Genomic DNA, 22799 nt, shown 5'->3' with positions numbered 1-22799 from the left:
CCCACCGTCATCGGCCGCCGGGACCGCAGCCGGTACCGCCGGACGACGGTGCGTCGCTCCACACGCGGTCGACTCCTGCGTGCGCGTCGGGATGCACACGGTCCGTACGCGCCGCACCCGCCACGCCGGACACCGAGCCCGTTTCCCCGACCGGCCGCGCGCGAGGACGCTGACCGTGCGGCGGTGCCGCCGGGGCATCGCCAGGGAGGAGCACTGGCATGTACGCGAGGACGACGACCGTCCGCGGCGACCCGCGTGCGATGGACGAGGGGATCGCCTTCTGTCGCGACCAGGTCTGGCCCACGGTGCAGGGCATGAGCGGCTGCGTCGGCATGTCGATGCTCGCCGACCGCGAGAGCGGCCGGTGCATCGTGACGACCGCCTGGGCCAGCGACGAGGCCATGAGCGCGAGCGCGCAGATGGTGAAGGAGATCCGGAGCCGGGCGGCGGAGGCGCTGCGGGCCGACTCGGTCGACGTCGAGGAATGGCAGATCGCCGTCCTGCACCGCGTCCGGCCGGCCGGGGACGGCGCCTGCGTCCGGGCGACCTGGCTGGACATGATGCCCGGCGAGGCCGACCAGATGATCGACGCGTTCCGGATGGCGCTGATGCCCCGAATGGAGGAGCTGCCCGGTTTCTGCAGCGTCAGCCTGATGGTCGACCGGATGCGCAACCGCGGGGTCGCGGCGGTGACCTACGAGAGCCGGGAGGCGATGGAGCGCACCCGCGAGGCGGGCACGTCGCTGCGCGAGGAGTTCGCGCAGCACATGCGCGCGACGATCACCGAGGTCGCCGAGTTCGAGCTGACGATCGCCCACCTGCACGTCCCCGAGATGGCGTGAGGCCCTGGTGGGGCTCCCAAGCAGCGGGAGCCCCATCCAGCGATCAGGCCGGCGGCCGCCAGCCGAGCGCCGGGCCGAGCGTGGTCGCCATGTCGGTGAGGATCTGCACGTAGTCCTCGGCCTCGAAGCTGAACGGCAGCGCGAACACCACCTCGGTCACCTCGCGGAAGCCGGCGTGCGCGTACAGCCGCTCGGCGATCTGCTCGGAGGTGCCCAGCAGGTCCTCGGCGAACATCAGCCGGGCCGGGCCCTGCGGCGTCCGGGTCCGGGGCGTGCGCGCCTCGACGTAGGCGGCGTACTTCTCCCGCTGGGCCGGCGACGCAGAGTCCGTCGGGATGACGACCAGCCCCTGCGACACCCGGCCGGCCGGGTTGGCCTCCTTGTACCCCTGCACGTGCGCGGCCTGGATCGCGGCGAAGTCCGTCTCGCCCTCCTCCGCCTTCACCACGCTCGACGTCAGGAAGTTCAGCCCGTTCTCCCCCGCCCACTGCGCCGAGCGCAGGCTCCCGCCGCCGTACCAAGTGCGGTCCGCAAGCCCCGGCGAGTACGGCTGCACCCGGTCGGACCACTCCTCCACCACGCCCTCCCGCCCGCTGAACGGGGACGCGGACTCGCCGCGGAGGAACCGCGTCAGCCGCAGCACCCGCTCGTAGCTGAAGTCCTCGGCGTAGGCGGTGTCCGGGTAGAGGGCGTCCCGGACGTCGTCCCACCGCATCGGCGGGCCGACGCTGACCCCGGGGTTGAGCCGGCCGCCGCTGAGCACGTCGACGGTCGCGAGGTCCTCCGCCAGCCGCAGCGGGTTCTCCCAGCCCAGCGGGATGACGGCGGTGCCCAGCTCGATCCGCCGAGTGCGCTGGGTGGCCGCGGCGAGGACGGCGACCGGCGAGGAGATGCCGTACTGGAAGTGCCGGTCGCGCAGCCACGCGCTGTCGAAGCCGAGCTGCTCACCGAGCTCGATCACCTGCAGCGTCGTCTCGTGCCCGGCGGCGGGGTCCGCCTCGTCGAACAGGCCGATGGTCAGGAACCCCATCTTCTCCAGCGGCGTCCCGGGCTGCGGCATGACGCGACCCTAGGGAACCCCTCGGCAGCACCTGCCAATCGGGGCCCGCCGTCGTGGGAGGACACGCTAGCGCGCCCGCCCGGTCCCCGAGCGCGTCGGGGCAGAAGCTTGTCCCTCCGGACCCACCAGTACCAGGAGCTGACATGCGCCCCCGCAGTACCGCCGCCGTCGTCGTCCTCTGCGCAGGCCTGTCGGTCCCCCTGGCCGGCACCGCCGGCGCCGCCGACCTCGACTGCGAGGACTTCGCGACCCAGGCGCAGGCGCAGGCCGTCCTCGTCGCGGACCCCGACGACCCCAACCGCCTGGACGCCGACGACGACGGCCGGGCCTGCGACGACCATGTCTACGGCGTCGGCATCAGCGCGACCACCTCCCCCTCCCCGACCACCGGCCAGGTGGCCACCCGCCCGGTCGGCGCGGTCGCGGCCGGTGACGGCAGCACCGCGCCCGACGAGGGCAGTGTCCTGTCCTACGTGCTCGGTGGGCTGGCGTTCGCCGGCGCTGGCGCCGCGGCGGTGGCCGCCCGCCGCAGCTCCCGGACCTCCGCCTGACGGCGGTGAGCACACCGCACCACCCGTCGGACGGCCCGGTACGGATCACCGGGGCCTATCCCCCGCCGCTGACCCCCACCGCGGCTCCCCGCGCCCGGCACCGGGCTCCCCGGGCGGCGCGCCCGCGCGCCGCGCACCTCTGGGCGGCGACGTCGGCCGCGCTGGCGGCCGCCGGCCTGCTCACCGTCCTCCCGTTCCCCCGACAGGAGGCGCCGGCGGCGCCGGCCGAGGTCGCCGCCGTGGCAGACGCACCGGCCGGCAACCGGCTCCCGCTGGCGCTGCCGGTGTACCCGACGCCGGGCGCGCTGCAGCTGCCGCCGAGCGACCCGGTGCGGGTGCGGATCCCGGCCCTCGGCATCACCTCGCCCGTCGTCCGGCTCGGCCTGGACGGCGACGGGGCCATGGAGGTGCCGCCGGCCGCGGACCCGGTCGGCTGGTACACCGGCAGCCCCACACCCGGGGAACTCGGGCCGGCCGTCCTCGCCGGGCACGTCGACTGGGGCGGGGAGCCGGGCGCCTTCGACGGACTCGCCGCGCTGCTGCCTGGTGAGTCGGTCGTCGTCCAGCGTGCCGACGGCACGGTCGCGACCTTCACGGTCGACCGGGTCGAGGAACACGGCAAGGACGGCTTCCCGACCGACCGGGTCTACGGCGACCTCGACCACGCCGGCCTGCGGCTGATCACCTGCGGCGGGGACTTCGACCGGGACAGCGGCGACTACCCGCACAACGTGATCGCGTTCGCCTCCCTGGCCTCGACCGGCTGAGACGACCGTCACACGTCGATCACATTCCGTACCATCCCGTTGCGGACGATCTCGTCCGGTACTTAGCGTGCCCAGGCGCGGACCGGACGGTCGGCGCACTGGTCGCCGTCCATCCGGTGCCTCGGGGGGACCGGGCGGGCGGCGACCCCCTTCGGGGAGACGTCCGTCCGCAGATGCTTGAAGTCTCAAGCTCTTCGGCTACGCTACCGACCATGCAGCAACACCCGTTCCAGACCCACCTCGACCGGGCCGCCGCCCTCGAGGCGGTCGACCCGCAGCGGATGTGGACGCCGGACGACGGCGCGCTGCCCAGCCTGTACCTGAGCCACGGCGCCCCGCCCACCTTCGAGGACGCCGCGTGGATGGCCCAGCTGCACACCTGGGCGCGCTCGCTGCCCAAGCCGCGGGCGATCCTGATCGTCAGCGCGCACTGGGAGTCCGCGCCGCTGTCGATCAGCAGCACCGTCGCCGGCACCGAGCTCGTCTACGACTTCGGCGGCTTCCACCCGATGTACTACCGGATGCGCTACGACACCCCGCCCGCCGGGGAGCTGGCGCAGCTGGTGGTCTCGGTGCTGCCCGACGGCGAGGAGGTGCACGAGCACCGCGGCCGCGGCCTCGACCACGGTGCCTGGGTGCCGCTGAAGGTGATGTACCCCGACGCCGACGTGCCGGTGCTGCAGCTGTCGCTGCCCACCTCCGACGCGACCGAGCTGCTGGCCCTCGGCCGCCGGCTGCGCGCGCTGCGCGAGCACGGCGTGCTGGTGATCGGCAGCGGGTTCATGACCCACGGGCTGCCGTTCCTGACCCGGGAGATGTTCACCGGCAACGTGGTCCCCGGCTGGTCGGCGGACTTCGACGCCTGGGCCGCCGACGCCCTCGCCCGGGGCGACGTCGAGGAGCTGGCCGCCTTCGCGACCCGGGCGCCGGGCATGCCGTACTCGCACCCGACCGTCGAGCACTTCACGCCGCTGTTCGTCACCCTCGGCGCGGCCACCGAGCCGGAGGCGCCGGTGACCACCGCGATCGAGGGCTACGCGATGGGCCTGTCCAAGCGGTCGTTCCAGGCCGCCTGACCGGCGCCGGTCAGCCGACTGGTGCATTGGTCGGCTTCCGCCCCCGGTCCGCTCCTCGCTCGCTGGCGCTCGCTGCGGTGCTCCCGGCGGTGTCAGCCGACGAAAGCCGAGTCCCCGCCGGGGGCGCCGTCGCCGGCCGGCGCGGCCGCCGCCCCACCGAGCTGGGCGAGTCCGCGCCTCAGGTCCTCGAGGTCCATGCAGGGCGTGATCGTCACCCGCGCGTTGCCGGTCTGGAACATCGGCTCGGAGATCGCGGGCAGCTGCGCGGCGTCGGTCATGTCGAACACCACGAAGCAGGCACGCTTCCCGTCGTCCTCGGCGAAGTACGTGGCCTCGGGGTGCAACTGCTCGACCATCCGTTCGATCACCCCGGCGATCGAGCCGTCCTGGATGACGGTGTTGCCAGACGGGGTGTCGATCACGGCCCTCAGCATCATGCGCATGGCAACCTCCCCAGGTGGATGAGGACGCTCAGCGTCGTCCCACGCCCGGACGCCGACAAGCTCCGCGACCCCGGCCCGGGCGGCCGCCGCGCGTGCGGACGGTCAGTCGTCGGCCAGGGACGATCCGGCACCCAGGAGCGTGCGGGTCAGCGGGTTGCGGCGGATCGTCGACACCGCGCCTACGACGCGTGCACGTGCGCCCTTCCCGGGCCCGGTCCCTGAGTGACCCACGCCGCGGAGGTCCTCGACGGGGACGCGCCCGGGCACCGGTCGTTCGCGGGACGCACGCGACGACGGGGCGCGGTCGTGGGATCGTCGTACCCGGCAGCCGGGTCGGCCGGTGGCCGGTCGAGGAGCGTGATGCAGCCGCAGGACGGGGCCATCGGAGGCCGCTACGAGCTCTCCTCGCTCATCGCCACGGGTGGCATGGGGCAGGTGTGGCGCGCCCGCGACCGGGTGCTCAACCGGGACGTCGCGGTCAAGGTGCTGCGCACCGAGTTCACCGGCGACGCCACCTTCCTCGCCCGCTTCCGCGCCGAGGCGCAGCACTCCGCCGGGCTGATCCACCCCCACATCGCCACCCTCTTCGACTACGGCGAGGTGCCGGCCGAGCAGTCCTCCTCCGGCGACCACCTGGCCTACCTGGTGATGGAGCTGGTGCGCGGCGAGTCGCTGTCGTCGCTGCTGCGCCGCGAGCAGCGGCTGCGCCCGGAGCGGACCCTGCAGATCGTGCGGCAGACCGCCGACGGGCTGGCCGCCGCACACGCCGCGGGCGTCGTCCACCGGGACGTCAAGCCGGGCAACGTGCTGCTCACCGAGGACGGCTCGGTGAAGATCACCGACTTCGGGGTCGCCTCCTCCGCCGCCAGCGTGCCGCTCACCCTCACCGGCCAGGTCGTCGGCACCGCGCACTACCTCTCCCCCGAGCAGGCCAAGGGCGGGAAGGCCGGCCCGGCCAGCGACGTCTACGCCTTGGGCCTGGTGGCCTACGAGTGCCTTGCCGGCCGGCGCGCGTTCGAGGGCGAGAGCTCCGTGCAGGTGGCGCTCATGCACATCCAGGAGGTGCCGCCGCCGCTGCCGCCCGACGTCCCCGTCGACGTCCGGGCGCTGGTCGGGCACGCGACGGCGAAGGACCCGGCCGTGCGCATCCCCGACGGCGCGGCGCTGCGTGACGCGGTGGACGCGCTGCTGTCCCGGGAGCCGGGCCCCGCCCGCCGGGCCGCGGTCGCGGTGCCGCCGGTCGCCGTCCCGACCGCGGTCGCCCCGCCCCCGGCCTCCGGGCCCGGCACGTCGCCGATGCCCACCACCCGCGTCCTCCCCCTGCCCGAGTCCGACGCGTCCCCGCTGGACCAGGTCGCCCCCGCGGACGGCGAGCAGCCGGCCGGCCGCCGGTGGCGACGCCTCCTCGTGTCGGCGCTCGCGGTCCTGCTCGTCGCCGGGATCGTGTTCGGCGGCTTCCAACTGCTCGGCAACTCGTCGGACACCGCCACCCCGCAGCCGACCGCAGCCCCGCCGGCGCCGACCACGACGGCCGCCCCGACGGTCCAGCTGGTCTCCCTGACCGCGGCGGACTTCGTGGGCCGACCCCTGGCCGACGTGCAGGCCGGGCTCACCGCGCTGGGTTTCGCGGTCACCCCGAAGCCGCTGCAGACCTCCGACGTCCCCGACGGTGAGGTCATCGCCGTCGACCCGACCGGTCCGCTGCCCCGCGGCACCGCGGTGACGGTGACCTACGCCGTGACCCCGCCGCCTCCGCCCACGCCCACGCCCGCGCCCGAGACGACGGACGAGAACAGCGACGACGGTGGCGACGACGGCAACGGGGACGAGGGCGGCGGGAACGGCGACGAGGGCAACCCGGGCAACGGCAACGGCAACGGAAACGACGACGACGGCGGCAACAACGACGGCGGCGACAACGACGGGGACAACGACGGCGACGGCCGGCGCCGCGGCAACGGCTGACTCGAATCCCGTCGCGTGGCAGGACGGAGCCGGGTCGGTGACCCTGGACCTGCCCGGGAGGCCGGCGGAGGCCCGGGCAGCGACGTCCGGGAGGCCCGATGACCGCGCGTGAACCGAAGGAGATGGCCCAGGCGGCCGTCGAGACCGGCGCGAAGAAGACCCACCGCACCTGGGACAAGGTGCTCGTCAGTGCGTTCCTGGCCGGCGCCTACATCTCCTTCGGCGCGCTGGTGGCGATCACCGTCTCCTCCGGCCTGTCGCCCGAGCAGTGGGGCACGCTGCCCACCCTGTTCATGGGCGCGGCGTTCACCCTCGGTCTCGTGCTGGTGCTCATCGCCGGCTCGGACCTCGCGACCGGCAACATGATGCTGGTCCCGCTGAGCGCGATGCGCGGCCGGATCGGGGTGGGCGATGTCGTCCAGAACCTGACGCTGGTGCTGCTCGGCAACCTCCTCGGCGCGCTGTTCGTCGCCTACTTCCTCGCGGTGCAGACCGGCGTGATCGGGGAGGCCGGGGACACCGGCAGCCCCGGGCTGCTCTACGAGCGGCTCGCGTCGATCGCCGAGGCGAAGGGGCTGCACGAGACGCCGTGGCAGGTGTTCCTGCGCGGGGTCGGCTGCAACTGGCTGGTGTGCCTCGCGGTGTGGATGTCGCTGGCCGCGAAGAGCGTCTCCGGGAAGGTGCTGGCGATCTTCTTCCCGATCATGGCGTTCGTCGCGATGGGCTTCGACCACATCGTCGCCAACATGTTCTTCCTGCCCGCGGCGATCTTCGTCGGCGTCCCGGACGTCGGCTGGAGCGAGACGCTGGTCAACTGGCTGCTCGCCGGCGTCGGGAACCTGGTCGGCGCGGTCGTCTTCGTGGCGACGTCCTACTGGTACCTGTTCCTGCGCGACCAGGCCGATCAGCCCGACCAGCCCGCGGCCGTGGAGGCACCGGACGCCGAGCGGGCCTGACCTCTGGCGCTCAGGCCGGCGCGGCCGTCGGCATGCTGGAGTTGAAGATGTCCAGGTGGAACCGCCAGCCGCCGTCCGGCTGCCGGTGGTGGACGACGACGTACTTGCCGCGGTCGGCCACCTGATCGCCGATCCGCATCTCGTAGCGCCCCTCCTCGATGCCGACGTCGCCGTGCTCCTCGAGCGACACGAGCTCCATCCGGCCGCCCGTGATGCCCGCGTTGAGCACCCCCTGCCAGTACTGCTCGATCGCCTCGCCGGTCAGCACGTCGGAGCCCGGCGGCATCAGCCGCGCGCCCGGTCCGTAGACCGAGGCGATCAGCGTCGCGTCGGCCTTCTCCAGCCCCTGCTCCATGGTGGCGCCGAGGGCTTCGATGTCGCTGCGGGCCATGCCCTGCCTCCTCCGTCGAAGGACGTCGAGGCTGCGCGCGCCGGGCACCGCGGTCAATGGCCCCGGTCGTCGTTTCCCGGCGACCACGCTGCGGACGGCGCCGAGGTCGGTCAGGGTGGGGGCCGTGAGCACCTCGGAATCCGGCTCCGGCTACGTCAACGACGGGCAGGAGTACAAGCGCGACCAGAACTACCTCACCGACCGGATCACCGCGGACGGGTCGAGCGGTTGGCCGGTCGAGCCCGACCGGTACCGGCTCGTCGTCGCGCGGGCCTGCCCGTGGGCCAACCGGGCGACGATCGTCCGCCGGCTGCTCGGCCTGGAGCCGGTCATCTCGATGGGCATCTGCGGCCCCACGCACGACGAGCGCAGCTGGACCTTCGACCTCGACCCGGACGGCCGCGACCCGGTGCTCGGCTACGAGCGGCTGCAGGAGGCGTTCCTCGCCCGGGACCCCGAGTACTCCCGTGGCATCACGGTGCCGGCGATGGTCGACGTCCCCACGAAGGCCGTGGTCACCAACGACTTCAAGCAGATGACGCTGGACTTCTCCACCGAGTGGACGGCGTACCACCGCGACGGCGCGCCCGACCTCTACCCGGAGCCCCTGCGGGACGAGATGGACCAGCTCATCGACAAGGTCTTCACCGAGGTCAACAACGGGGTCTACCGCTGCGGGTTCGCCGGCTCCCAGCGCGCCTACGACCGGGCCTACCAGCGGCTGTGGACGGCGCTGGACTGGCTGGAGGACCGGCTGGCGGACCAGCGGTACCTGATGGGCGACACGATCACCGAGGCCGACGTCCGGCTGTTCACCACCCTCGCCCGCTTCGACCCCGTCTACCACGGCCACTTCAAGTGCAACCGGCAGAAGCTGTCGGAGATGCCGGTGCTCTGGGCGTACGCGCGCGACCTGTTCCAGACCCCCGGGTTCGGTGACACCACCGACTTCCCGCAGATCAAGGAGCACTACTACGTGGTGCACGCCGACATCAACCCGACCCAGGTCATCCCCCTGGGGCCGGACACGTCGAACTGGCTGACCCCGCACCACCGCGAGGAGCTCGGCGGCAGCCCGTTCGGCGACGGCACCCCGCCGGGGCCGGTCGCGGCCGGCGAGGAGGTCGACCCCGCGCACGGCGCGGGCGGCATCGGCCACCGCCGGACCGTGCGGCCGGTGGCCGCGCGCAGCTGACCATCAGTCGCGGCCCGGTCGCCAGGCCGGGTCGCGGCCGGTCTGGCCCAGCAGCCGGTCGAGGGCCGGGGCGTCCGGCGGCACCGGCACCGCGGGGCCGAACAGGCCGCCGTCCTCGTCGGCGGGCAGGTTCGTGCGGTCGCCCACCAGCTCCAGGCACGCCTGCACGCTGGCCGGGTCGGCGCGGAAGGCCTGGCCGGTGGCGACCGCCAGGTCCCAGCCGTGCACCAGCACCTCGTCCAGCGCCACCGCCGCCATGACCGGGGCCGGCAGCTCCACCCCACCGGCCTCGGCCGTCCCCTCCCAGGCGGCCGGCTCGCGCCAAGCGGTGACCAGCTCGTCGAGCTGGCGCGGCACGCGCTCCCGCCAGTCGGCGGGCAGGGTGTCGGCCGCGGCCTCCGGGGCGCCGGGCAGCGGCCGCTTCTCCGCGGCACACCGGAACGCGTAGGTCAGGCCGACCACGTGGTCGAGCAGCCCGGCCACCGGGGTGCCGGCGCACGGCGTCTCGGCGTGGAGCTGGTCGTCGCGGATCCCGGCCACCACGCGGGCCAGCTCGGCGGCCTGGGGGGCGAGGTCGAGGGTCGTCGTCGTCATGCGGACACGACCGGCCGGACGTGCCGGACTCATCGGTCCGCCGGGGATTGCGCCGCGCAGGAGGCGCTCGCAGGCTGACCGCAGTGCAGGGCCACGGAGCGGGCTCCGCACCCACCCCGAGGGGGACCCATGTCGACGTCCACGTCCCGGCGATCCCGCGGACTCCCCACCGCGCTGGCGGCGACGCTGGTCGGCGGCCTGGTCCTGCTGCCCTCGTGTCTCGCGCCCGGCGACGAGGAGGACGACGTCCGCAGCGTCATCTTCGTCAACGGCGACGGCATGGCCGCCGCCCACCGCGAGGCCGGCCGGCTGGACCAGCAGGGCTTCGACGGGCAGCTGGCCATGGACTCCCTGGCGGTCGCGGGGCTGCAGACCACCGACCCGCGCGACCCACTGGAGACCGTGACCGACTCAGCCGCCGGCGCCAGCGCCTGGGCCACCGGCGTGAAGACCTTCAACGGCGGGATCAGCGTCGACGTCGACGGCAACCCGCTGCCCACCATCGGCGCGCAAGCGGCCGAGGCGGGGCTCGCCACCGGCCTGGTGACGACGGCGCAGGTCACCGACGCCACGCCGGCCGCCTTCTTCAGCTCCACCACCGACCGTGCCCTGCAGGACCAGATCGCCGGCCAGTACCTGGAGGTCAACGGGCCGCAGGTGATCCTGGGCGGCGGCGAGGACTGGTGGCTGCCGGCCGGCGACGAGGGCGCCTTCCCGCCCCGCACCGGGGACGCGGAGGACCCGGAGGTGAGCCGCAGCCAGCAGGGCGACCTGCTCGCGCAGGCCGAGGGGCTGGGCTACGTGCACCTCTCGGACGCCGCGGGCCTGGCGGCGGCCGAGGGCGACCGGCTGCTCGGCCTGTTCGCCAACGAGGAGATGTTCCAGATGCGTGCGGAGGGGCGGGGCGACGAGTACTCCCCCGTCGTCCCGCTGGCGGATATGACCGCGAAGGCCCTCGACGTGCTGTCCGAGGACGAGGACGGCTTCTTCCTCCTCGTCGAGGAGGAGGGCGTCGACGAGATGGCGCACCACAACAACGGCACCCGGATGCTGCAGGCGATGCGCGCCCTGGACGACGCGGTGCAGGTCGCCCGGGAGTACGTGGCCGAGCACCCGGACACCCTGCTCGTCGTCACCGGCGACCACGAGACCGGCGGGCTGACCATCGAGGACGTCGACGCCAAGGACGAGAGCGGCCCGGGGGGCACGCTGGACGGCACCCCGGCGCCGACGCAGGAGCGGGTCTCCGGGGAGGACGGCCCGTTCCCCGTGGCCGGCAGCGACAGGACGTTCGTCCTGGACTGGACCTCGAGCCAGCACACCGGCGCACCGACGGTCGTCACCGCGGAGGGCCCGGGCAGCGAGGCACTGACGGGCTCGTACCGGAACACCCGCCTGTACGAGGTGCTCAGCGACGCGCTGCTGGACTGATGCCGGACCTCTCGTACCGTAACTGAGCATCAGCGCAATGTTGCGCAACGCCGGGCGTCGACCCCGAGCGGGACACGCTGTCGGTGCCCGGGCCGGGCGTCCCGCAGAGTGCCAGTACGGCGGCACCGGCCGGGGTGCCGCGGCCGCGAGAGGAGCGCCCGCCGATGTACGCACGGACCACCACGCTGCGCGGGAACCCCCGGGCCATCGAGGAGGCGATCACCGTCGTCCGCGACGAGTGGCTGCCCGCGACGACGCAACTCGACGGCTGCACCGGCCTGTCGATGCTCGCCGGCCGCCGGTCCGGCCGCTGCATCGTCACCAGCGGCTGGCGCACCGAGGAGACCATGCAGGCCAGCGCGGAGAGCATGCGGCCGCACCGCACCCGGATCGCGCAGGTGCTCGGCGCCGTCCCGATGGTCAACGAGTGGGAGATCGCCGTCATGCACCGGGTGCAGCCGGCCGGGCCGGAGGCCTGCTGCCGGGTGACCTGGGGTGCGCTGCGCGACCCCGACCGGCTGGACGACGACCTCAGCACCTTCCGGATCACCCTGCTCCCCAGGTTCGAGGAGCTCGTCGGCTTCAGCAGCGCCAGCCTGATGGTGGACCGGGTCGCCGGCCGCACGGTGCTCGCGGCGACCTACGCCGACCGGGAGGCGATGCTCGCCGCCGGTCAGCGGGCCGACCTGCTGCGCGAGCAGTACGCCCGCGGCATGGGGACCCGGGTCACGGAGATCGCCGAGTTCGACCTCGTCGTCGCCCACCTGCGGGTGCCCGAGACGGTCTGAGCCCGCCGGTCGGCGAACGGCGCTCAGGAGGCTTGCGCGGAGGGCCGCCCGGCACGACCCTCCGGGACATGCAGCCCACCCTGCGCCCTGTGGCACCCGAGGACATGGCGGTGCTGATCGGCATCCTCGCCGTCCTGGAGGGCCACCTCCTGGCCGGCGACGTCCCCGACCACCTGACCCACCGGCTGGCCGAGCGGTTCCGCCGCCTCGGCATGCTGCCCGAGCCCGGCGACGAGGTCTCGCTCCGCGAGGCGCTCGACGGCCTCAACCACCGGCTGCGGTCGGCCCTCGGGGAGTACGACGCCCCGTGACCGACCCGTTCGGCCTGCAGCGGTTCGTCGACGCCCAGGACGACGGCGGCACGTACCGGCAGGCGCTGGCGGAGCTGAAGGCCGGGCAGAAGCGCAGCCACTGGATGTGGTTCGTCTTCCCGCAGGTGGCCGGGCTCGGCCGCAGCCCTACGGCGCAGCACTACGCGATCAGCGGCCGCGACGAGGCCCGGGCCTACCTGGCCCACCCCGTGCTCGGGCCGCGCCTGGTCGAGTGCGCGGGGGCACTCACCGGGCTCGGCGCGACCGACCCGGTCGCCGTCCTCGGGCCGGTGGACGCCCAGAAGCTGCGGTCCTCGATGACCCTGTTCGCCGCGGTGTCCGACGAGCCGGTCTTCCGCGCGGTGCTGGACCAGTACTTCGCCGGCAGCGAGGACGACGCGACGACCGCCCGTCTCTGACCCACCCCGCCGCCGTCCTGATGGCCACCCTTCAGGGGCCCGCGCCGAGCCTGCGAGGCGTGGGGGGAAGGGTGGTCCTTCTTCAGACGATCCGCACGCGCAGGCGGCGGAAGCCGCGGCCCTTGTTCTCCACCTTGACCACCTCGACCCGGCCGACCATCGCCGTGGACGCGACGTGGGTGCCGCCGTCGGCCTGGGTGTCCAGCCCGACGATGTCGACGATCCGCACCACCTCGATGTCCGGCGGGAGCAGGTTCGTGGCGGTCCTGATGATGTCCGGGATCGCGAACGCCTCCGCCCGCGGCAGGGTCCGCACCTCGATCCGCCGGTCGGCGGCGAGCTCCGCGTTCACCGACTCGGCGACCCGCTCCTTGAAGTCCGGCGGCAGCTCGGCGAGGTCGAAGTCCATCCGGGCGGTCAGCGGCTCCATGTTGCCGCCGGTGACCAGGGCGCCGAAGTCGCGGAAGACGACCCCGGTGAGCACGTGCAGCCCGGAGTGGGTGCGCATCAGCGCGGTGCGCCGCTCGTCGTCCAGCGCGCCCCGCACCGCCGTCCCCACCGGCGGCACCGGGTCGCCCTCGACCGGGACGAGGTACAGCTCGTCGCCCTTGCGGGTCCCGGCGATGCGGGTGCGCACGCCGCCCCACAGCAGCACGCCCTCGTCCGGCGGCTGCCCGCCGCCGCCGGGGTAGAACGCGGACCGGTCCAGCACGATGCCCTGCTCCGGGTCGGCGGACAGGACGGTCGCGTCCCACTCCCGCACGGTGGCGTCGTCGAGGTCGAGGCGGTGGGTGTGCCCGTGGGCGGCGTCGGCCATGACCCGATCCTGGCCGCTCCGCCGTCGTCCGGACACGCCGACATGGACGCGTCGGCCCACGTATGGTTGCGAGTCGCCACCGAGCACGCCGCGCGCAGCCGCACGCGCCACCTCCCGAGGAGCAGCACCCGTTGTCGAGCGCCTCGCCCCTCGTTCCGGACGCCCCGGACCTCCAGGCCGAGCAGACGGCCGTCACCGACCTCTACCGCCGGCTGGACGATGCCCGCGAGCTGGCGGTCACCCGCTTCCGGCAGGCGCTGGCCATGCCGGCCATCAACCCGCAGGCCCTCGGCGAGCGGGAGGCGGCGGCCCGCTTCCAGACCCAGCGGATCACCGCGCTGGACGCCGCCGAGCACGCGCTGGTGATCGGCCGGCTGGACCGCGAGGCGTCCCCGCAGCCGCTGTACATCGGCCGGGTCGGCCTCGCCGCCGACGACCCGTCCGGTGACCCGGCGCTGGTCGACTGGCGGGCGCCGGCCTCCCGGCCCTTCTACACCGCGACGGCGTTCCGGCCCGAGGGCGTGGTCCGCCGGCGGCACATCCGGACCCGCGGCCGCACCGTGACCGCGGTCAACGACGAGGTGCTCACCGTCGACCCCGGGGCCCACGACGGGCCCGCGCTCACCGGCGAGGCCGCCCTGATGGCCGCGCTGACCGCCGAGCGCACCGGCCGGATGACCGACATCGTGGCGACCATCCAGGCCGAGCAGGACGCGATCATCCGCAGCGACGCCCGCGGCCTGCTCGTCGTGCAGGGCGGGCCGGGCACCGGCAAGACCGCCGTCGCGCTGCACCGGGCCGCCTACCTGCTCTACACCCACCGCGAGCGGCTGGCCCGCAGCGGGCTGCTCGTGGTCGGCCCCACGCCGACCTTCCTCCGCTACATCGCCGATGTGCTCCCCGCGCTGGGCGAGACCGGCGTGCTGCTGGCCGGGCTCGGCCAGCTGCGGCCTGGGCTGGACGCGCGGGGCGCCGAGCACCCCCAGGTCGCCGAGCTCAAGGGCCGGCTGGCGATGGTCGACGTGCTCAAGGCCGCCATCAAGGACCGGCAGACGGTGCCGCGCGGGGTCCGGGAGCTGGTCGTGGACGGCGTCCGCATCCCGCTGCGCGGCGTGGACCTGACCCGCTGCCGGACCGCGGGCCGGCGCGCCTCCCGGCAGCACAACCTGGGGCGGCCGGCCTTCGCGCGGGCGGTCGTCGACCTGGTGACCGAGCGCTTCGCCGCCCGGATCGGCAACGAGGTCCGCGGCGCGGAGAGCCTGCTGGCCCGCCGCGAGCTCGAGGACCTGCGGGCGGAGATGGCCGCCGACCCGGGTGTCCGCCGGCTGGTCGAGGAGCTGTGGCCGGTGCTCACCCCCGAGCAGCTGCTCGGCGACCTGCTCGCCGACCCGGAGCGCATCCAGCGCGCCACCAAGGGCTGGTCGGAGGAGGAGCGCGCGCTGCTGCACCGCCCGGCGGACTCGGCATGGACGCCGGCGGACGTGCCGCTGCTGGAGGAGGCCGACGAGCTCCTCGGCTTCGACGACAGCGCCGAGCGGGCCCGCGAGGCGCGCCGCCGGCGGCTGGCCCGCGAGCACGCGCAGGAGACCCTGGACCTGCTGCACGGCTCCCGGTCGGTGGACTTCGAGGACGAGGAGTCCGAGGAGCTCACCGCGGTCGACCTGCTGGACGCCGAGCTGCTGGCCGACCGGGAGACGGAGGTCGACGTCCGCACCGCCGCGGAGCGGGCCGCCGTCGACCGCACCTGGACCTTCGGGCACGTGGTCGTCGACGAGGCGCAGGAGCTGTCGCCGATGGCCTGGCGGCTGCTGGTGCGAAAGTGCCCGACCCGGTCGATGACCGTCGTCGGCGACCTGGCCCAGACCGGCAGCCTGGAGGGCGCCCGGGACTGGGCGGAGGCGCTGCAGCCGCACGCCGAGGGCCAGTGGCGGCTCGCCCAGCTGACCGTCAACTACCGCACGCCGACCGAGATCATGGCCGTGGCGGCCGACGTCCTCGCCGTGAGCGGCTCGACGGCGTCCGCGCCCCGGTCCGTGCGCAGCACCGGGGTGCCGCCCCGGGCCGAGCAGCTGGCCGAGGAGCGGCTCCTCCCCCGGGCCGTCACCGCGACCGCCGAGCTGGCCGACCGCGGCGGCACGGTGGCGGTGATCGCCCCACCCAGCCGGGTGGCGGCGCTGGTCGAGGCGCTGTCGGGCCGCTTCCCCGCGGTCTCCTCCGGCCCCGCGGCCGACTCCTCGGCCGGCCCGGTGGTGCTGCGCCCGGTGGACGCCAAGGGTCTGGAGTTCGACTCGGTGCTGCTCGTCGACCCGCAGGGCCTGCTCGACGAGGGCGTGCGCGGCGACAGCGACCTGTACGTGGCGCTCACCCGGGCCACCCAGCGCCTCGCCGTCCTCTCCACCGGCCGGATGCCGGCCGTACTGGACCGCCTCGAGACCTGCTGACCCCTCGGAGGATCAGGCCTCGCGGGTGAGCGCCAGCAGCGCGATGTCGTCGGCGCGGTGGGTGCCGGCCAGGTCGGTGAGCAACCGGTCGCAGAGCTCGTCCGGGTCGCTGGTCGCCGTGCGGCAGGCCGAGGCCCGCAGCCGCTCGAGCCCGGCGTCGATGTCGTGATCACGGCTCTCGACCAGCCCGTCGGTGAACAGCACCAGCGTCGCGCCGGGCGGGACGACACCGCTCCACCCGACGGCCGGGGCCGGCGGCGCGCCGAGCATCCGGCTCGGCGGGACCGGCAGGAACTCGGCTCGGCCGTCGGCGACCATCAGCGGCGGCGGGTGCCCGGCCGAGGCGACGTGCAGCACGCCGGTGTCCAGGTCCAGGGTGGCGAACAGCGCGGTCGCCATGCGCTGCAGCCCCAGCAGCGGCCAGCTGGCCTGCAGCCGGTCGATGACGGTGCTCGGCGCGGGGCTCTCCACCAGCAGCGCCCGGTAGACGCTGCGCAGCTGGCCCATGGTGGCCGCGGCGGTGATGTCGTGCCCGACGACGTCCCCGACGGCGATCGCCACGTGGTCGTCGGGCAGCGTCGTGACGTCGTAGAAGTCGCCCCCGATCTCGACCCCGTAGGTGGCGGCCAGGTACCGGACGGCGATCGCGACACCGGGGACGGGGGGCGGCGGCGGGGGCAGCAGGGTCGCCTGCAGCGTGTGCGAGGTGTGGGCCTCCAGCTCGTACCGCTGCGCCTTGACCATCATCAGCGACACCTGCAGGGCCAGCTGCTCGGCCAGCTCGACGTCCGCCGTGCTGAACGGAGGACGGCGCTGGTCGGCGCTCAGCGTCATCACGCCCAGCGCCCGCCCCTCGGCCAGCAGCGGGACGCTGATGATGCTCACCAGGTCCAGGGCCCGCACGGCGGCGAGCTCACCCGGGTCCCGGATCACCCCGGTCAGCCAGTCGTCGGCCACCACCGGGAAGAAGCGGGTCCGCCCCTGCTCCATCGCCTCCCGCGCCGGCGCCGGCAGCTCCCGCACCGGCGGCGCCCACGCCCGCAGCGCGTCGACCAGCGACTGACGGCCCGGGTCCCCGTGCCGGGCCACCACCCGGTTCATGCCGTGCTCGTCGATGACGTCCAGCAGGCAGATGTCGGCCAGCCGCGGCACGACCATCGCCGCCAGCTGATCGAGGGACTCGGTGACCCCGGTGGCCCGGGCAAGCAGCCGCGCGGCGTCCAGCAGGAAGGCCGACCGCTGCGCCTGACGCGCGGTCTCCTCGTACAGCCGCGCCCGCTCCAACGCCTGCCCGGCCTGGCTGCCCAGCGTGCCGAGCAGCTCCAGGTCGGCCGGGGGAAGCTCGGAGCCCGGCTCCTCCAGGCTGATCAGGTCGTCGTCGGTGTGGCCGTCCATCCCGAGCACGAGCGCGCCGAGACGGCGGTTGTCGGCCGACACCGGGACGATGACCACGGCCTGCAGACCCGCGGCGTCCAGGGCGGTCGCGAGCCCGGGCTGGGAACGGCGCAGTCCCTCGTCGAACCGGACGAACCGGACGCCCTGGGCCAGCTCGAGCGCCCACTGTCCGCGCGCCGCGTCCACCAGCGCGCGGAGCAGCGGCTCGGGGAGGCCGTCGGTGTGGGCCAGGGTCAGCGCCCGCTCGGGCAGCGGCGTGGCCAGGGACGGCGTCCGGTACGCCGGTGGCACCCAGTCGTTGAGCAGCCACAGGGCCGCGCCGGCCGCCCGGACCGCGCGCCGGCCGCGTTCGGCCACGACCCGGGCGACGTCGGCGACGGTGGTGGCCTGGGCCAACTCGGAGACCACCTGCTGGAGGGTGCGGGACCGCGCCTCGGACTCCTCGGCGGCCCGGTGCGCGGTCAGGATTTCCCGCTCGTAGCGCCGCCGGGCGGTGGCCTCGAAGAGGGTGGCCCGCACCATGAGCGGGGTGCCGTCGGCGTCGCGCAGCTCCACGGCGTTCACCAGGCAGGGCAGCAGCGACCCGTCCGACCGGACGACGTCCAGGGCGACCTCCCGAACCGCGCCCTGCATCCGCAGCAGCGGCGCGAGGTGGGTGTCGTGGAACACCTGCCCGCCCAGGCTCAGGACGTCGCGCAGCCGGGTGCGCAGCAGCTGGTCGGCGGTGCGGCCCGTCCAGGCACACAGCGTCCGGTTGACCTTGACGATCGTCCCGTCGGGCAGCGTGGACAGGTAGCCGCACGGCGCGTTCTCGTAGAGGTCCGCCGGGTCGTCCTCGAGCAGGTGGTCCAGCGCGGTCCGGACCTCGCTCCCGGAGCGCCGGTCGTCGGGGTTCATCGCGCGGCCGGCTACAGGAAGGCCCGAATCGCCGCGGTCGTCTCCTCCGGAGCGCTCAGGTTCGGGCAGTGACCGGTGGCGGCGAGCTGGATGAAGGCGCTGTCCGGGAGGGCCTCGTGCACGAAACGACCGGCGGACTCCGGTGCGATCACGTCCTCGGAGCACTGCAGCACCAGGGTGGGCACGGTCACGCCGGCGAGGTCGGCCCGGTTGTCGGACAGGAACGCGACCCGGGCGAACTGGCGGGCGACGTCGGGGTGCGTGCGGCAGAAGCTGTTGGTCAGCTCCTGCGCCAGCTCCGGGCGGTCCGGGTTGCCCATGATCACCGGCGCCATCGCGGCGGACCAGCCCAGGTGGTTGGCGTCGAGGTTGTCCAGCAGCTCGCTGATCGACGCCCGGGAGAAGCCCCCGGTGTACTCGCCGTCGTCGACGTACCGGGCGCTCGGGCCGACCATCACCAGCGCGCCGAAGAGCTCCGGCGCCTGCAGGTGGGCGAGGACGCCGATCATGGCGCTGACCGAGTGACCGACGAACACCACGTCGGTCAGCTCCAGCTCACGGAGGAGTCGCACGACGTCATCGGCGTACCCGCGCAGCGAGTTGTACCTGGCCGGGTCGTAGGCCGCGAGGTCGGACTGCCCGAAGCCGACGAAGTCGAAGGTGACGACCTTGTGGTCCACTTCGAAGTCCGGTGCGACGAACCGCCACATGTTCTGGTCGCAGCCGTAACCGTGGGCGAAGACGATGGGCCGCCCGTCCGGGACCCCGCTCACACGGACGTCGTTTCCCGTGCTCACGATCACCGGTCCCACGGTACCGATCTCCGCGGTCCCGCGACAGTGCCGGGTCCCCGCGCCGCTGTCCAGCCAGCCGGGGGGAACCGCTGCTCAGCCGCCGGCGCCGCGCCCGTCGCCGTGGCCCAGCTCGGACAGCAGCCGCCGCACCTCGCGACCGGCCCAGCTCTCCCCCGCCCCCTGCTCGACGGCGTCGGCGACGTCGGCCAGCGCGGCGGACAGCGTCGTCTCCGCCTCGTCCAGCAGGCCGCGGTAGGCGGGGTCGAGGAGGTAGCCGGTCGGGCGGCTGGACAGGCAGCCGAGCAGGTCCAGCAGCACCTCCAGCCGGCGGGCGGCCTCGGCCGGGTCGACGTCGGCGCGGGCCATCGCCACCGTCTCGACGTCCTGCTCCCACAGCCGGGCGCGCACCGGGTCCTCCTGCAGCGTCAGCACCGTGCCGTTGCGCCGCTCGCGGGCGGGGTCCGGCAGGTGCAGCACGTTCCGCACCTGGTGGGCGATGCGGATCAGGTCGTCGTCGAGCATCGAGGTGCCGACGAAGAGCACGTGCCGGGTGAGCAGCAGCGACTGCAGCACCCCGGCCAGCGCCGTCCGGTGGTCCCCGAACTCCAGGTACTGCTCGCGGGTGAGCACGATGCTGTCGGGGTGCCGGACGTCGCCGTGCAGCTTCAACAGCCACGGGTCCTCGACGGTCGCCTCGTCGAACGGCAGCGCCCGCATCCGCCGGCCGACGTCGGCGGCGGCGAGCTCGATGAGCTGGTCGTAGTTCGTCGTGACGTACTCGTGCACCGGCAGCCCGGCGATGAGCGCGTGCGCCAGCGAGTACGTGCCGGGGCCGAAGCGCTCCTCCACGTAGCGGGTGAGCTGCTCCCGGCCGAGTTCCCGGGCGAGCAGGGCGGCTGCGTCCTGCGGGGGCAGCTGGGCGAGCCCGGCCCGCAGCCCGCCGTCCAGCCCGGCCCGCTCGGCGAGCTCGGCGAGCAGCTCGGGCCAGGTCGGCAGGCCGGCCGCGGCGCTCACCCCGGCGCCCACGAAGACCGCGAGACCGCCGGCCCGCGCGCGGGCACCGAGGTCCTCGGCCACCGCGCGGAGCTCCGCCGGGAGCTGCCAGCCGCCCTCGGCGCGGCGCACGCGCTGGGCGGCGGCCACGTCGCTGGGCCGGTGCAGCACCAGCGTGACGTCGTACCCGTGCTCCTCCGCGGCCTGCTGCAGCACCGGCAGCAGGCCGCTGAGCAGCTCACCGCGGCGCCCGGCCGCACCGCCCCAGCCGGTGCCCAGCGCGGGCAGCCCGACCAGCCGGCGGACCCGGCCGTGCGCGGGCTCGGCCACGTCCCGGCCGGCCACCGCGCCCAGCACCTCCCGCGCGCCGTCGAGCAGCCAGGCCAGCCGGGCGTCGTCGGCCTCGGCGACGTCGCCGGAGTCGACCGTGTCGACCAGCCAGGCCCGGCGCTCCCCGCAGCCGGGCACCTCGAGCACCCGCTCGTCGCCGGCCCACCGCGCCGCGACGCACACGTCCTCGTCGTCCTCGTCCCCGAGCGCGTCCGGTGGCAGCAGCGGCACCCAGCTCCGGGTCACGCGCAGCGCGCGGTCGGTCGGCACGACCACGTCGTCGCAGGTGAGCCGGGTCAGGTCGGCGCCGACCACGAACACGTGCCCGCTCATCGCAGGCCCGGAGCGGTGTCCGGGGCCTCCAGCGGCCCGGCTGCCGGGTCCACCCGCTGCCAGGTCCGAGCCCGGGCGTAGGCCGGCCGGCGGAACCGGGCCATCGCGCCGTCGGCGACGAACCCCGGCGGGGCGTGCAGCACCGCGTCGAAGTGCAGCTGCGGGTCGGGCGGGTCGTGCGGCGCCCGCAGCACGAGCCGGGCGAACGCCTCCGGCGCACCGCGCTCCAGGGCGGCGGCCAGGGTGAAGGTGCGCCCAGGACCCGCCGCGAGCAGCCCCTCGGAGTCCGCCGGCAGCGGGCCGTCGGCCCGCGCCGCGAGCGTGACCGGCCCGAGCGGCGTCCGGAACGCCATGACCGAGCCGTAGGGAGCCCCCGCGTCCCGGCGGAGCACCGGCGCCGACCGGGTCCACCGGCCGCGGCCGGTGGAGGAGAGCAGCAGGTCGACCGGGCGGCCGCCCGGCGCGGGCGGGGGCACCCGGACGGCGAGCCCCAGCAGGTCGGGCAGCCGGGGCGGCAGGCCGGCGCCGCGGGACAGCCGCACCAGGACGTCGGCGTCCTCCCGCGCGTCGATCCACGGCAGGCCCCAGGGCCGCGCCGGGCCGGTGCGGATCAGCCGGGCGTCGAAGACCACCCCGCGCGGGTGCATCGGCTTGGCGCCGCGCACCCGGGCCAGGGCGGCGAGGGGGACGGCGACCGCCCGGCCCGCCGCGTCGGCGAGGTCAGCCATGCCCAGCGGGTTACCACCCGGAGGGCCGCTCACCCATCGAGACGCGCACGGGCCCGGCAGCCGGAGCCCGGGTCAGTCGCGGGTGGTGCCGCAGTCCTCGCAGCGCTTCCGGACGCTGGCGTTCGCCCGCGTGCAGTTCACGCACACCCACGTCGTCCGTTCGATCGTCTCCACGTCGTACCTCCTCGCCCGGCCGCAGGTGGCCGGCCCGTCGTCGTGCCCGGCGGGATCCGGGATCACCGGCTCCGTCGCCAGGACCGACGGTAGGTGACGTGCATGACGAGCAGGTGACACGCGCGGAACGACCAGGTGTCAGTCCGCGCACGTCCGCTCACCGGGAGGAGTGGGTCAGCGCAGGCCGCCGCAGCCACCGGCACCGCACGCGCAGCCGCCGCACCCGGCGGCGGGTGCCGGCGCGGGCTGACGTGCGAGGCGGGCCATGCCGATGGCGCCGGCGACGTTGACCAGGCCGAGGAGCGCCACCAGGACGGCGGCGGTCCCGCGGGCGCCGGCCAGCAGCACGTCGACGCCGCCGAGGACCAGCAGGCCCAGCGCGGCGAGGAGGACGACGCCGGCGGCCGGCAGAAACAGCCCCCGGCGGCCCGGCGCGGCGACGGCCAGGCACGGCAGCGCCAGCAGCAGGACGGCGGCGAGGGCCCAGCCGGTCGCGGTGGCCGACAGCAGGGCCAGGGCGAACGCGACGACGCCGAACCACACCGCGCTCGCCCCGACGACGGCGGCGGCACGCTCCACCGAGCCGGTGCGTCCCCGCCGCAGCATCGTGGCGCCCCAGACCGCGGCGAGCACGCCGAGCACGCCGAGCAGCAGCCGCGGGCCGGTACCGGACCAGGTGAGGGCGAGCACGCCCAGCGCCGTCAGGAGGACGCCCAGCCCGGCCATCCGCGGCCAGGTGGCCCGGGCCTGCTCGGGGGTGCTGGGGGGGTTCCCGGCCAGCCGGCCGGCGGTCACGGCGTTGGTCACCGGCCCATCCTCCCCCACCGGCGCCGCTGGCTCCCGCGCGCACCGGATCCGGTCGTGTGAGGCTGACCGCGGGCCGAGGCACGGCCCGAGGCGGAGCGGGGATGGAGACGGCGGACCCGGCGCACCTGGCCGCCCACAGCGCCGCGCTGCGGCGGCTGGCGGCCGTCGGGCTGGCCGGTTACGGCGTCCTAGTGCCGCGGCTGCCAACCTTCGCCCTGGTTGGTGACACCCCGGCCGATGTCCCTGGCTGAGGTCTGCAACGGGTGAACCGTTGCGCTCGTCTGATCCTGTCTTCCCCGCA

25 protein-coding genes are annotated in these 22799 nt (G+C 75.0%); 13 read left to right on the top strand and 12 right to left on the bottom strand.

Annotation, left to right across the window (positions count from 1 at the left end; all coding sequences use genetic code 11):
- The first annotated feature begins 218 nt into the window (after nt 1-218).
- Nucleotides 219-842, top strand: a complete 624-nt coding sequence (locus tag HK417_RS20745; RefSeq protein WP_222270827.1) for a hypothetical protein — start codon at nt 219-221, stop codon at nt 840-842.
- A gap of 43 nt (nt 843-885) precedes the next feature.
- Here the strand turns inward: HK417_RS20745 and HK417_RS20740 are convergent, their stop codons facing one another.
- Nucleotides 886-1902, bottom strand: coding sequence for an LLM class flavin-dependent oxidoreductase (locus HK417_RS20740; protein ID WP_222270825.1), 1017 nt, complete (start codon nt 1900-1902; stop codon nt 886-888).
- A gap of 143 nt (nt 1903-2045) precedes the next feature.
- On the opposite strand from HK417_RS20740, the gene HK417_RS20735 reads away from it, so the two are divergent.
- From HK417_RS20735 to HK417_RS20725, 3 genes are all read left to right on the top strand, one after another.
- Complete coding sequence (locus tag HK417_RS20735; RefSeq protein ID WP_222270823.1) at nt 2046-2453, top strand: hypothetical protein; 408 nt, start codon at nt 2046-2048, stop codon at nt 2451-2453.
- A gap of 5 nt (nt 2454-2458) precedes the next feature.
- A complete protein-coding gene (locus tag HK417_RS20730) occupies nt 2459-3220 on the top strand; it encodes a class F sortase (RefSeq protein ID WP_308123736.1) in 762 nt (253 codons plus the stop codon).
- A 212-nt stretch (nt 3221-3432) separates the two neighbouring features.
- Nucleotides 3433-4296: a dioxygenase family protein gene (locus HK417_RS20725; RefSeq protein WP_222270821.1), complete on the top strand. Its 864-nt coding sequence runs from the start codon at nt 3433-3435 to the stop codon at nt 4294-4296.
- A 92-nt stretch (nt 4297-4388) separates the two neighbouring features.
- On the opposite strand, the gene HK417_RS20720 is transcribed toward HK417_RS20725, so the two are convergent.
- Nucleotides 4389-4739, bottom strand: coding sequence for a hypothetical protein (locus HK417_RS20720; protein ID WP_222270811.1), 351 nt, complete (start codon nt 4737-4739; stop codon nt 4389-4391).
- 102 nt (nt 4740-4841) lie between these two features.
- A complete protein-coding gene (locus HK417_RS25795; protein WP_261327478.1) occupies nt 4842-4970 on the bottom strand; it encodes a hypothetical protein in 129 nt (42 codons plus the stop codon).
- A 129-nt stretch (nt 4971-5099) separates the two neighbouring features.
- Between HK417_RS25795 and HK417_RS20715 the strand changes: the two genes are divergently transcribed.
- Together HK417_RS20715 and HK417_RS20710 are read left to right on the top strand one after the other, a co-directional pair.
- Nucleotides 5100-6704: a protein kinase domain-containing protein gene (locus tag HK417_RS20715; RefSeq protein ID WP_261327477.1), complete on the top strand. Its 1605-nt coding sequence runs from the start codon at nt 5100-5102 to the stop codon at nt 6702-6704.
- A 98-nt stretch (nt 6705-6802) separates the two neighbouring features.
- Entirely contained in the window at nt 6803-7660 is an 858-nt protein-coding gene (locus tag HK417_RS20710; protein WP_222270796.1) for a formate/nitrite transporter family protein, read from the top strand.
- A 10-nt stretch (nt 7661-7670) separates the two neighbouring features.
- On the opposite strand, the gene HK417_RS20705 is transcribed toward HK417_RS20710, so the two are convergent.
- Nucleotides 7671-8183: a YybH family protein gene (locus tag HK417_RS20705; protein WP_308123735.1), complete on the bottom strand. Its 513-nt coding sequence runs from the start codon at nt 8181-8183 to the stop codon at nt 7671-7673.
- On the opposite strand from HK417_RS20705, the gene HK417_RS20700 reads away from it, so the two are divergent.
- Nucleotides 8176-9246 carry a glutathione S-transferase family protein gene (locus HK417_RS20700; protein WP_222270794.1) on the top strand — a complete coding sequence of 357 codons (1071 nt, stop codon included), beginning with the start codon at nt 8176-8178 and terminating at the stop codon, nt 9244-9246. The two genes, HK417_RS20705 and HK417_RS20700, sit on opposite strands and share 8 nt — an antisense overlap.
- Nucleotides 9247-9249: 3 nt before the next feature.
- On the opposite strand, the gene HK417_RS20695 is transcribed toward HK417_RS20700, so the two are convergent.
- A complete protein-coding gene (locus HK417_RS20695; protein ID WP_222270792.1) occupies nt 9250-9840 on the bottom strand; it encodes a TIGR03086 family metal-binding protein in 591 nt (196 codons plus the stop codon).
- A gap of 129 nt (nt 9841-9969) precedes the next feature.
- On the opposite strand from HK417_RS20695, the gene HK417_RS20690 reads away from it, so the two are divergent.
- The 4 genes from HK417_RS20690 to HK417_RS20675 all read left to right on the top strand — a co-directional run bounded on the left by HK417_RS20690 (nt 9970) and on the right by HK417_RS20675 (nt 12789).
- Complete coding sequence (locus tag HK417_RS20690; RefSeq protein WP_222270789.1) at nt 9970-11271, top strand: alkaline phosphatase; 1302 nt, start codon at nt 9970-9972, stop codon at nt 11269-11271.
- Between the two features lie 164 nt (nt 11272-11435).
- Nucleotides 11436-12059 carry a hypothetical protein gene (locus tag HK417_RS20685; RefSeq protein ID WP_222270787.1) on the top strand — a complete coding sequence of 208 codons (624 nt, stop codon included), beginning with the start codon at nt 11436-11438 and terminating at the stop codon, nt 12057-12059.
- 68 nt (nt 12060-12127) lie between these two features.
- Entirely contained in the window at nt 12128-12370 is a 243-nt protein-coding gene (locus HK417_RS20680) for a hypothetical protein (RefSeq protein WP_222270785.1), read from the top strand.
- The gene (locus tag HK417_RS20675) at nt 12367-12789 is read left to right on the top strand and encodes a DUF1810 domain-containing protein (protein ID WP_222270784.1); all 423 of its coding nucleotides are present in this window, start codon (nt 12367-12369) and stop codon (nt 12787-12789) included. The genes HK417_RS20680 and HK417_RS20675 overlap by 4 nt, the downstream gene beginning before the upstream one ends.
- A gap of 82 nt (nt 12790-12871) precedes the next feature.
- On the opposite strand, the gene HK417_RS20670 is transcribed toward HK417_RS20675, so the two are convergent.
- Entirely contained in the window at nt 12872-13606 is a 735-nt protein-coding gene (locus tag HK417_RS20670) for an alanyl-tRNA editing protein (RefSeq protein WP_222270783.1), read from the bottom strand.
- 131 nt (nt 13607-13737) lie between these two features.
- Between HK417_RS20670 and HK417_RS20665 the strand changes: the two genes are divergently transcribed.
- Nucleotides 13738-16047: a HelD family protein gene (locus tag HK417_RS20665; protein ID WP_222270773.1), complete on the top strand. Its 2310-nt coding sequence runs from the start codon at nt 13738-13740 to the stop codon at nt 16045-16047.
- A 12-nt stretch (nt 16048-16059) separates the two neighbouring features.
- On the opposite strand, the gene HK417_RS20660 is transcribed toward HK417_RS20665, so the two are convergent.
- The 6 genes from HK417_RS20660 to HK417_RS20635 all read right to left on the bottom strand — a co-directional run bounded on the left by HK417_RS20660 (nt 16060) and on the right by HK417_RS20635 (nt 22498).
- The gene (locus tag HK417_RS20660; RefSeq protein WP_222270769.1) at nt 16060-18339 is read right to left on the bottom strand and encodes a SpoIIE family protein phosphatase; all 2280 of its coding nucleotides are present in this window, start codon (nt 18337-18339) and stop codon (nt 16060-16062) included.
- Between the two features lie 11 nt (nt 18340-18350).
- Nucleotides 18351-19142: an alpha/beta fold hydrolase gene (locus HK417_RS20655; RefSeq protein ID WP_308123734.1), complete on the bottom strand. Its 792-nt coding sequence runs from the start codon at nt 19140-19142 to the stop codon at nt 18351-18353.
- Nucleotides 19143-19226: 84 nt separating this feature from the next.
- On the bottom strand, nt 19227-20789 hold the full coding sequence (locus HK417_RS20650) for an SIR2 family protein (protein WP_222270765.1): 1563 nt from the start codon (nt 20787-20789) through the stop codon (nt 19227-19229).
- A complete protein-coding gene (locus HK417_RS20645) occupies nt 20786-21517 on the bottom strand; it encodes a phosphodiesterase (protein WP_222270763.1) in 732 nt (243 codons plus the stop codon). Before HK417_RS20645 ends, HK417_RS20650 begins: the two co-directional genes overlap by 4 nt.
- 72 nt (nt 21518-21589) lie before the next feature.
- Nucleotides 21590-21757, bottom strand: a complete 168-nt coding sequence (locus HK417_RS20640) for a hypothetical protein (RefSeq protein WP_222270761.1) — start codon at nt 21755-21757, stop codon at nt 21590-21592.
- A gap of 108 nt (nt 21758-21865) precedes the next feature.
- Nucleotides 21866-22498 carry a hypothetical protein gene (locus HK417_RS20635; RefSeq protein WP_222270759.1) on the bottom strand — a complete coding sequence of 211 codons (633 nt, stop codon included), beginning with the start codon at nt 22496-22498 and terminating at the stop codon, nt 21866-21868.
- A gap of 101 nt (nt 22499-22599) precedes the next feature.
- On the opposite strand from HK417_RS20635, the gene HK417_RS20630 reads away from it, so the two are divergent.
- On the top strand, nt 22600-22749 hold the full coding sequence (locus HK417_RS20630) for a hypothetical protein (protein WP_222270757.1): 150 nt from the start codon (nt 22600-22602) through the stop codon (nt 22747-22749).
- Nucleotides 22750-22799 lie beyond the last annotated feature (50 nt).

The organism is Modestobacter marinus (assembly GCF_019799945.1).
Taxonomy (GTDB): Bacteria; Actinomycetota; Actinomycetes; order Mycobacteriales; family Geodermatophilaceae; genus Modestobacter; species Modestobacter marinus_B.
This window is presented reverse-complemented; position numbering and strand designations above follow the sequence as displayed.

Bases quoted from the DNA above. Each gene is read 5' to 3' on its own strand.
- HK417_RS20740 (WP_222270825.1), bottom strand. From the start codon at position 1,902: ATGCCGCAGCCCGGGACGCCGCTGGAGAAGATGGGGTTCCTGACCATC.
- HK417_RS20650 (WP_222270765.1), bottom strand. From the start codon at position 20,789: ATGAGCGGGCACGTGTTCGTGGTCGGCGCCGACCTGACCCGGCTCACC.
- HK417_RS20710 (WP_222270796.1), top strand. From the start codon at position 6,803: ATGACCGCGCGTGAACCGAAGGAGATGGCCCAGGCGGCCGTCGAGACC.
- HK417_RS20685 (WP_222270787.1), top strand. From the start codon at position 11,436: ATGTACGCACGGACCACCACGCTGCGCGGGAACCCCCGGGCCATCGAG.
- HK417_RS20680 (WP_222270785.1), top strand. From the start codon at position 12,128: ATGCAGCCCACCCTGCGCCCTGTGGCACCCGAGGACATGGCGGTGCTG.
- HK417_RS20735 (WP_222270823.1), top strand. From the start codon at position 2,046: ATGCGCCCCCGCAGTACCGCCGCCGTCGTCGTCCTCTGCGCAGGCCTG.
- HK417_RS20725 (WP_222270821.1), top strand. From the start codon at position 3,433: ATGCAGCAACACCCGTTCCAGACCCACCTCGACCGGGCCGCCGCCCTC.
- HK417_RS20695 (WP_222270792.1), bottom strand. From the start codon at position 9,840: ATGACGACGACGACCCTCGACCTCGCCCCCCAGGCCGCCGAGCTGGCC.
- HK417_RS20630 (WP_222270757.1), top strand. From the start codon at position 22,600: ATGGAGACGGCGGACCCGGCGCACCTGGCCGCCCACAGCGCCGCGCTG.
- HK417_RS20660 (WP_222270769.1), bottom strand. From the start codon at position 18,339: ATGAACCCCGACGACCGGCGCTCCGGGAGCGAGGTCCGGACCGCGCTG.
- HK417_RS20745 (WP_222270827.1), top strand. From the start codon at position 219: ATGTACGCGAGGACGACGACCGTCCGCGGCGACCCGCGTGCGATGGAC.
- HK417_RS20670 (WP_222270783.1), bottom strand. From the start codon at position 13,606: ATGGCCGACGCCGCCCACGGGCACACCCACCGCCTCGACCTCGACGAC.
- HK417_RS20645 (WP_222270763.1), bottom strand. From the start codon at position 21,517: ATGGCTGACCTCGCCGACGCGGCGGGCCGGGCGGTCGCCGTCCCCCTC.
- HK417_RS20715 (WP_261327477.1), top strand. From the start codon at position 5,100: ATGCAGCCGCAGGACGGGGCCATCGGAGGCCGCTACGAGCTCTCCTCG.
- HK417_RS20720 (WP_222270811.1), bottom strand. From the start codon at position 4,739: ATGCGCATGATGCTGAGGGCCGTGATCGACACCCCGTCTGGCAACACC.
- HK417_RS20690 (WP_222270789.1), top strand. From the start codon at position 9,970: ATGTCGACGTCCACGTCCCGGCGATCCCGCGGACTCCCCACCGCGCTG.